Below are 7,563 nucleotides of genomic sequence, written 5' to 3' on the forward strand. Positions count from 1 at the left end.
GCGCCGGGCCGGGCCGCGCGTCGAACCGCGCCGGCACGCCCCGCGCGCGCCCCCGCGCTACAGCGGCATGGCGCCGGCGATGCCGCGCGCTTCCTCCCGCACAAGGCTGCGGAGCCAGGCATTGCCCGGATCGGCATCCAGCACATCGGGCCAGATCACCGCGGCGGTGAAGGGCGGCGGCGCCAGCGGCGGCTCCAGCGCGACAAGGCCGAGCGCCGCGGCGTGGCCGACCGCGATGGAGCGCGGCAGCGTGACCACCAGGTCGCTCTCCGCCACCACAGCCATCGCGGCGTAGAAATGCGGCAGGCGCAGCGCCACGTGTCGCGCCAGCCCGCGTTCCCGCAACGCTGAATCGATCGCGCCGCGCCCTTCGCCGAGCACCGTCACCAGCACATGCTCCAGCGCGACGAAGCGCTCCAGGCTCCAATCCTCCAGCGCCGGATGGCCGGCCCGCAGCACGGTGACGAAGTCGTCGCGATACAGCGCCTCGCGACGCAGCCCGGGCGGCAGCGCCTGCTCCAGGATGCCGAAGGTCAGGCCGAGCCGGCCGTCGCGCAGCTCGTCCAGCATGCTCGCCAGGAAGGGGACCACCTTCACCTCCAGCAGCGGCGCCTCGCGCGAGACGCGGCGCATCAGGCGCGGCAGCAGCAGGATGGTCTGGTGGTCGGTGGCCGCGATGCCGATCTGGCCGCGCCAGCTGGCGGGGTCGAAGCGCCGGCGCGCCACCAGCTCCGCCGCCTCGCCGAGCAGGCGCTTCAACGCGGGCTGGAGGGCGAGCGCGGCGGGCGTCGGCACCAGGCCCTGGCTGCCGCGCGCCAGCAGCGGATCGCGCAGCAGCGCGCGCAGCCGCCCGAGCGCGCGGCTCATCGCCGGCTGGCTCATGTTCGCCGCCTGCGCCGCAGCGGTGACGCTGCGGTGCTCGATCAGCAGGTCGAGCAGGACCAGCAGGTTCAGGTCCACGCCCCGCAAATTCACCTGACGCATGATCTGAATATCAAACATGCAGTGGAGTAATGCCAGCGGCTGGACCAGCTTGGCCGGCACCGCGGCGCCCCGCCGCAGCCCAGGAGAGACGCCATGCTCGCCCTCATCGGCATCACCGGCCAGACCGGCTCAGCCGCCGCCGCCACCCTGCTCCGGCAGGGCCACCGCCTGCGCGCCCTGGTGCGCGATCCCGCCCGCGCCGCGGCCTGGGCCACCCAGGGCGTCGAGTTGGAGGCGGGCGACGTCACCGACCCCGGCGCGCTGCGCCAAACCTTCGACGGCGCCGAGGCCGCCTATGTGATGATCCCACCGGCGCCGACGCATCCCGACCCGGTCGCCTACTACGCCGAGGTCGCGACGGCGGTGCGGGAGGCCGCGCGCGCGGCCGGCCTCGGCCGGCTGGTCCTGCTCTCCTCGGAGGGCGCGCATCTGGCATCGGGCACCGGTCCGATCCTCGGCCTGCACCGTGCCGAGGCGATCCTGGCCGATGCCGCGCCGCACGTGACGCGGCTGCGCCCGAGCTATTTCCAGGAGAACTGGCGGAGCGTCTTCGACCTGGCCGCGACGCAGGGGATCCTGCCGACGATGCTGGCGGAGCTCGAGGCGCGCCGCCCGATGGTCGCGACGGCGGATATCGGCCGCGTGGCGGCCGAGCTGCTGACCGATCCGGATGCCCCATCGCTCGTCGAGCTTTCCGGGCCGGACGAGTACTCCGCGCGCGACGCCGCGGCAGCCGTGGGCAAGGCGCTCGGGCGCGAGGTCGTACCGGTGCAGCCGCCGCGAGCGGCCTGGGAGGGCATCCTGCGCGAGGCCGGCCTGGGCGACGCCTACGCCCGGCTGATCGCCGAGATGTATGACGGCATCAATAGCGGCCACATCCGCTTCTCGGGCCAGGGCGAGCGCCGCCGCGGCCGTGTGACGCTGGACGAGACGGTTGCCGCCTGGGCACGCCTGAAGGTGCCGGCCTGACCAGCGCCCTGCCAGGTCCGGGCATGCTCCGCCCGGATCCAGCGGCAGCCTGCCGCGTGACGCACCCTTATCCGCCGCGCACCGGCACATCGCCGGCGCGCGGCGCCTCCCACGGCATCTCCGGGTCCAGCGGGTAGATCGGCCGCGGCACCTCGCGCCACGGCACGCGGGTCAGCACCACCGTGGTCAGCCCCGGCACATCGACCTCGATGATACGCTCCGGCGTCCAGATATCGTCGAAGCCGGCGCGAAAATGGCCGCGCGACTTCACCACCAGCGACCGCACCGCGCGCAGATCGACGCCCAGCATCTCCAGCATCCGCGGCTCCGCCAGCTGGCGGCGCTGCGTGACGACGGCGACGCGAACCCCGCCGATGCGCAGCAGCGCGGTGGGCCCGAGGCTGACGCTGCGGCCCTTGTAGATGCCGCGCCGGCCGACCAGGTCGCCAGCCGACAGCGCCTCCACCACCGCATCCGCCTCGAAGGGCTTCGAGAAGGCGTTGGTCTCGTCGCGGTTGAAGCGCGCACGGAAGCGCGCGCCGACGCCCAACGCATGCGCCTCCGCCGCCAGCTGCGGGTCGTTGTGGATGCCGAAGACCGCGCCCTCCACCCCCGCCGTCACGAAGCTCTCCACGATGAAGGCGGTGTTGCCGCGGCCGCCCCCGCCCGGGTTGTCCGCGACGTCGGCGAAGAGCAGGGAGGGTCTCGACGCATCGCGCCCGACTTCCAGCGCCAGACGCGTCGCCTCCTCCAGGGTGGTGAGATTGGCGACCCATTTCGCGCGCGTGGACCAGATCCAGCCCGCGATCTCGGACGCCACCTGCTGCGCGCGCTTCGTGTCGGTGCGCGTGGTGACCATCACCGACAGGCCGTTCTTCGGCGTGTCCCCCAGCGAGAAGCCGGAGACCACGGAGACGTTCAGCACCTCGTGGTCCAGGTAGCGCCGGCCGAAGGCTATCGCGTCGGCATAGGGACCGGCGGCGGTGTTCTGGCTGGTCGCGGGCGGGATGAAGGGCAGCTTCACGAAGGCCATGCGCGGCCGCATGCCGCCCAGCATCGCGCGCATCACCGCAGCGCATTCGGCGCCGCGCTCGGCCTGGTCCACATGCGGGTTGGTGATGTAGCCGCACAGCATGTCGGCCTGCTTCACCATCTCCCAGGAGACGTTGCAGTGCAGGTCGAGCGTGGCGAGGACGGGAACATCCGGACCGACGATCTCGCGCACCAGGCGCAGCAGCGTGCCGTCGGGATCGCGGTCCACCGTGGCGGTCGCGGCGCCATGCAGCGCCAGGAACACGCCATCCACCGGCATGGCGGCGCGGATGCCTGCGCAGATGCGCTCGCACACCTCCTCGAACGCCGCCTGGTCCATCGGGCCAGAGGCGCCGGCGGTGGCGGCGAAGGTGTACACGGGCTCCCACGGGCGCCCCGCATCCATCGCCTGGATGAAGCCCGAAAGGCCGGTCGGCCCACGCGGCGCGGGCTTCGCCAGGTCGGCGGCGAGGTCAGCGCCCTCCAGCCAGCAGCCGGCCTGGAACTCCGCCTTCGTCGCCACCGGCGCGTGGCCGTTGCTCTCCAGCATGAAGCCGCCGAGCGCGATGCGGGGTGCCTTGGCCATGTCGTGTCCTCTCCCGGGGCGAGGCTAGGATCGCGCGCTTGGCGCGTCCATGCCGCAAGGGCAGGATGCCGGGCGCGGGAAGAGGAGGCAGGCATGCGCACGGTGGCTTTCGCGGCGGCACTGCTGGCGCTGGGCACGGGCATGGCGGGGGCGCAGAACCTGACCATCGCCACCGGGCTCCAGCTCAACACGATGGACCCGCATTTCTTCAACGGCTTCCCCGCCGGCAACGCCCACCCGCAGATCTTCGAGGGCCTGACGGAAATCGACGAGGCGTTGCAGACGAAGCCCGCCCTGGCCACCGCCTGGCGGATGCTGGACGCCAACACCTGGGAGTTCGACCTGCGCCCTGGCGTGCGCTTCCACGACGGCACGCCCTTCACGGCGCGCGACATCACCGCGACCTTCGCCCGCGTCCCGAACGTGCCGAACAGCCCGGCGCTGTTCACCCAGTTCATCCGCCCGATCCGCGAGGTGCAGGTGGTCGCGGAGAACCGCATCCGCATCGTGACGAACACGCCGACGGCGACGCTGCCCGGCGACCTGGCGCGGGTGCTGCTGGTGGCGGAACGCGACGCCGGCCAGACCACCGGCGACTTCAACGCCGGCCGCGTCAACGGCACCGGCCCCTACCGCTTTGCCGGCTGGACCAACAGCGAGAGCCTGTCGATCACCCGCAACGACGCCTATTGGGGCCAGCGTGCGCCCTGGCGGGCGGTGCAGATGCGCACCATCGCGCGCGATCCGTCCCGCGTCGCGGCGCTGCTGGCCGGCGACGTGGATGCGATCGACCTGGTGCCCACCGCGGACAAGGCGCGCATCGCCGCCGATCCGCGCTTCCGTCTGTTCAGCGGGCCAGCGGCGGTGGTGCACTACATCGCCATGGACGCGGTGCGCGCGGACAGCCCGTTCGTCGCCGGACGCGACGGGCAGCGGCTGGCCACCAACCCGCTGTCCGACCGTCGCGTGCGCCAGGCGCTCTCCATCGCCATCGACCGCAGCGCGATCACCCAGCGCCTGATGGAAGGCAGCGCGACCCCCGCCAGCCAGTTCCTGCCGAGCAGCATCGAGGGCACCAGCCCCAACCTGCGTCCCGCCCCCTTCGACCCGGCGCGCGCCCGCGCCCTGCTGGCCGAGGCCGGCTTCCCGCAGGGGTTCCGCCTGACCCTGCACGCCACCACGGACCGCTACCCGAAGGACGAGCAGGTGGCGCAGGCGGTGGCGCAGATGTGGACGCGCATCGGGCTGCAGGCGAGCGTGGCCGGCGTCGCCGGCCAGGTCTTCTTCGCCGAGGCCAGCCGCCAGGCCTATTCCGCCTTCATCGCGCAGTACGGCACCAACGAGGCCGGCGAGGGCCCGCGCGCCCTGGTGCACAGCTTCGAAGCCGGGCGCGGCTACGGCAACGCCAACCGCACGCGCTTCTCCGACCCGCGGCTGGATGCGCTGATCCAGGACGCGCTCTCCGAGATCGACCCGGAGCGGCGCAACGCGAAGCTGCACGCGGCCATCGAGGCCGCGATGGAGGAGGCAGCCATCATCCCGATCTTCCACCCGTCCTGGGACTTCGCGGCGAAGCGCGGCATCCACGTCACCCCGCGGCCGGAGCGCCGCTTCAACGCCCTGATGATCCGGCCGGATTAGCCCGGCCGGCGGGCCCTTTTCCGCTGGCGCCGGCCACCTTCGCAGGTGCAGCATGACCGGCGATGACCGACGCCGCACCACACCCCCCTGGCGACCCGGCCGGCGAGATGCTGGCCGACCTGCTCCAGCGCCTGCGCCAGGCGCGGGAAGCCGCCGTGGCCGACCCCTTCGGCGACCCGGTGCTGTCCATCGCGCTGGCGATCAGCCGGCGCTTCGACGACGGAAGGCTGGACGCGGCGCTGGCGGCGCGGATGATCGCGCGGCTGGCGCATGGCGGTGCCACCCACCGCGCGCAACGCCTGGCGGCCTATGTCGGGCTGGGCGACTCCGAGGCGGCGATGGCGACCCTCGCCGCCCGCCTCGTGCGGCCCGATCCGGAGGACAGCCCGGTCCCCTTCGCCGCCTATCGCGATGCGGTGGAGCGGCCGCGGTTCGCCGCGGTTTTCACCGCGCATCCCACCTTCTCCCTGCCGCGCGGCACCGCCGCGGCGCTGGCCCGCGCCGCCGCGGGCGCGCCGCTGCCGGAAGACCTGCCGCACCGCCCTTCCGCCCCGACGCTGGAGGAGGAGTTCGACCAGGCGGCTGAGGCCATCGCGCGTGGCCGCGACGCGCTGGACAGCCTCGCCCAGGCGCTGCTGGAAGCCGCGCGCGGCATCTGGGGCGACCGCTGGCTCGCGCTGCTGCCGCGGCCCGTGCTGCTGGCGTCCTGGGTGGGCTACGACACGGATGGCCGCACCGACATCGGCTGGTGGGACACGATGCGGCTGCGCCTGATGATGAAGCGCCTGCAGCTGCAGCGCCTGGTCGCGCAGCTTGCCCCGCTCGGCGAGTGTGCCGCGGTGCTGCGCGCCCGCGCCACGGCGGCGGAAGAGGCGGTCGCGGCGCAGATCGCCGCCGCGCCGCGCAGCGCCGAACCCGCCCAGGTGCAGGCCTTCGCGCGGGAGCTGGTGGAGCGGCGCGAGAACGCGCTGACCGACACCGCCGGCCTGGTCGAACAGTTCGCTGCTGCGCTGGCGACGGCGCCGGACGATGCGACGCGCATGGCGCTGGCCGTGGCGCGGGCCGGGCTGGCCGGGCACGGGCTGGCGCTGGCGCATACCCATTTCCGGCTGAACGCGTCCCAGCTGCACAACGCGATCCGCCAGCGGCTCGGCATCGCCGACGCGCCGGAGGACATGTCGCGCCGGCGCGGGCTGCTCGCCCACCTCAACGCGGCGCTGGCCGAGGTGCAGACCCAGCCCGTGGATTTCGGCGCGCTGCTGGCCGAGCAGGCCTCCGCCGCGCGGCTGATGATGACGGTGGCGCAGATCGTCAAGCACGTGGATGCCAGCCAGCCCGTGCGCTTCCTGATCGCGGAGACGGAGACGGGCTACACGCTGCTGTCGGCGCTGTGGCTGGCCAAGCGCTTCGCGGTGGACCGCCATGTCGAGATCTCGCCGCTGTTCGAGACGGCGGAGGCGCTGGAACGCGGCGAGCGCGTGCTGGAGGAAGCGCTGCGCAGCCCGCATTTCCGCGCCTACCTCAAGCTGCACGGACGGCTCTGCCTGCAGTTCGGCTACTCCGACTCCGGCCGCTATGTCGGCCAGCTCGCCGCCTCCTACCTGGCGGAACGGCTCAAGCTGCGCCTGGTGGAGCAGCTGAAGCGCCACGGCCTTTCCGGCATCGAGCTCGTGCTGTTCGACACGCATGGCGAGAGCATCGGCCGAGGCGCGCATCCGGCGGGCCTCAAGGACCGCTTCGCCTACCTCTCGCCGCCCGCCGCGCGCAACGCGCTGCGCGGCGCCGGGCTCAAGCTGCGGGAAGAGACGAGCTTCCAGGGCGGCGACGGCTACATGCTGTTCGGCACGCCCGAGCTCGCCGCCGCCTCCGTCGCCCGCATCGCCGAGCACGCCTTCGCCGAGCCGGAGGCCGCGCCGGACCCGATCTATGCGGAGGCCGATTTCGGCGCCGACTTCTTCGCCATCATCCGCCAGGAGATGGCGGCGCTGGTGGAGGACCCCGGCTATGCCGCGCTGCTCGGCGCCTTCGGCCCGGGCCTGCTGGACCGCACGGGCTCTCGCCCCGCGGCGCGGCAGGCCGATGGCCTCGGCGGCCCCGCGCGCATCACCCACCCGTCCCAGCTGCGCGCCATCCCCAACAACGCGATCCTGCACCAGCTCGGCTGGCTGGCGAACACGCTGCACGGGCTGGGCGCGGCGGCGGCGTCCAACCCCGACGCCTTCGCCGACCTGCGCGCCCGCAGCCCGCGCTTCGCCCGCGCGCTGGCCATGGCCTCCCACGCCGCGGCCTGTTCAGACATCGGCGTGCTGCGCGCCGCGGTGGACACGCTGGACCCCGGCCCCTGGCTGGAC

At 73.5% G+C, this 7,563-nt stretch carries 5 protein-coding genes; 3 read left to right on the plus strand and 2 right to left on the minus strand.

The genetic code is table 11. From position 1 onward, the window contains the following. Nucleotides 1-57: 57 nt before the first annotated feature. A complete protein-coding gene (locus OZN99_RS20965; RefSeq protein WP_270937202.1) occupies nt 58-984 on the minus strand; it encodes a LysR family transcriptional regulator in 927 nt (308 codons plus the stop codon). A 93-nt stretch (nt 985-1,077) separates the two neighbouring features. Here OZN99_RS20965 and OZN99_RS20970 point away from each other — a divergent pair, with 93 nt between their 5' ends. Continuing rightward, on the plus strand, nt 1,078-1,953 hold the full coding sequence (locus OZN99_RS20970; RefSeq protein WP_270937203.1) for an NmrA family NAD(P)-binding protein: 876 nt from the start codon (nt 1,078-1,080) through the stop codon (nt 1,951-1,953). Between the two features lie 67 nt (nt 1,954-2,020). Here OZN99_RS20970 and OZN99_RS20975 read toward each other — a convergent pair whose 3' ends face one another. After that, nucleotides 2,021-3,571 carry a M81 family metallopeptidase gene (locus OZN99_RS20975; RefSeq protein ID WP_270937204.1) on the minus strand — a complete coding sequence of 517 codons (1,551 nt, stop codon included), beginning with the start codon at nt 3,569-3,571 and terminating at the stop codon, nt 2,021-2,023. A gap of 93 nt (nt 3,572-3,664) precedes the next feature. Here OZN99_RS20975 and OZN99_RS20980 point away from each other — a divergent pair, with 93 nt between their 5' ends. Then, nucleotides 3,665-5,212: an ABC transporter substrate-binding protein gene (locus OZN99_RS20980; RefSeq protein WP_270937205.1), complete on the plus strand. Its 1,548-nt coding sequence runs from the start codon at nt 3,665-3,667 to the stop codon at nt 5,210-5,212. A gap of 62 nt (nt 5,213-5,274) precedes the next feature. Next, the coding region (locus OZN99_RS20985; protein ID WP_270937206.1) for a phosphoenolpyruvate carboxylase at nt 5,275-7,563 on the plus strand (2,289 nt) is incomplete at its 3' end.

It is taken from the genome of Falsiroseomonas oryzae (assembly GCF_027856955.1).
Lineage (GTDB): Bacteria > Pseudomonadota > Alphaproteobacteria > Acetobacterales > Acetobacteraceae > Falsiroseomonas > Falsiroseomonas oryzae.

Excerpts from the sequence above, each read along its gene's own strand:
- OZN99_RS20965 (WP_270937202.1), bottom strand. The coding sequence starts at position 984 with ATGCGTCAGGTGAATTTGCGGGGCGTGGACCTGAACCTGCTGGTCCTG.
- OZN99_RS20970 (WP_270937203.1), top strand. The coding sequence starts at position 1,078 with ATGCTCGCCCTCATCGGCATCACCGGCCAGACCGGCTCAGCCGCCGCC.
- OZN99_RS20975 (WP_270937204.1), bottom strand. The coding sequence starts at position 3,571 with ATGGCCAAGGCACCCCGCATCGCGCTCGGCGGCTTCATGCTGGAGAGC.
- OZN99_RS20980 (WP_270937205.1), top strand. The coding sequence starts at position 3,665 with ATGCGCACGGTGGCTTTCGCGGCGGCACTGCTGGCGCTGGGCACGGGC.